Below are 678 nucleotides of genomic sequence, written 5' to 3' on the forward strand. Positions count from 1 at the left end.
CACATTCTCAAACGACAAAGCTGTCACCAAGGTAAAGAGGTCGGGCACGAGAGCCTGCAATCTATTGCCGGGATTTGGCGCTTAACGAAAACGTTGATTTCCAACGAATTTTCTATTGGAATTGATGAAATTATTGAAAACAAAATACCGTACCAACTAGAGACTGGTTACAACAATTGCGGCTCAATGTAATACTAAAGATCGATAATCAGGGAGATTCCTAGAAGAGTTCACATACAACATGAAAATAAACCCGCAGGTGGTGGTCGATGGACTCATCGACCACATCACCGCCGCAGTTCTCATTGCCCCTGAAGTTGAAAAATTACTTCAGCGAGAGAACAAGGACCGGTTCAACCGGGCTGGCTATCAACTTCTTGGAGCACTTCCCGATGGCCCCACGAAGCTCGACTTCTTCTGCGAAATAACACTTCAGGCAGAGAAGCAACGCAGCTCCTTCCTTGTGAAGATCCTCGGCCAGGCGGGTTATGAAGACTCGCGCTGGAGAATCACCCAGATCTATGACGTTGAGGTGGATCCACTGGACCGCGGGGATACAGGATTTTCGAGCGTGATCTGAAACGGGCTGCGTGGACACCATTCGCCACAGGAGCGGCAATGGAGATCGCAGGCCGCAAGAGCGCAAGTAGATGATCAACCAGCTCTCCGCGTATCGTC

At 49.6% G+C, this 678-nt stretch carries 2 protein-coding genes; both read left to right on the plus strand.

The window, feature by feature from the left end:
- On the plus strand, nt 1-192 hold a 192-nt coding region (locus AC1DWI_RS25520; RefSeq protein ID WP_477726233.1), incomplete at its 5' end, for a hypothetical protein.
- A gap of 49 nt (nt 193-241) precedes the next feature.
- Complete coding sequence (locus tag AC1DWI_RS25525; protein WP_477669004.1) at nt 242-580, plus strand: hypothetical protein; 339 nt, start codon at nt 242-244, stop codon at nt 578-580.
- Nucleotides 581-678 lie beyond the last annotated feature (98 nt).

Source organism: Polaromonas sp. P3_C2, assembly GCF_056402675.1.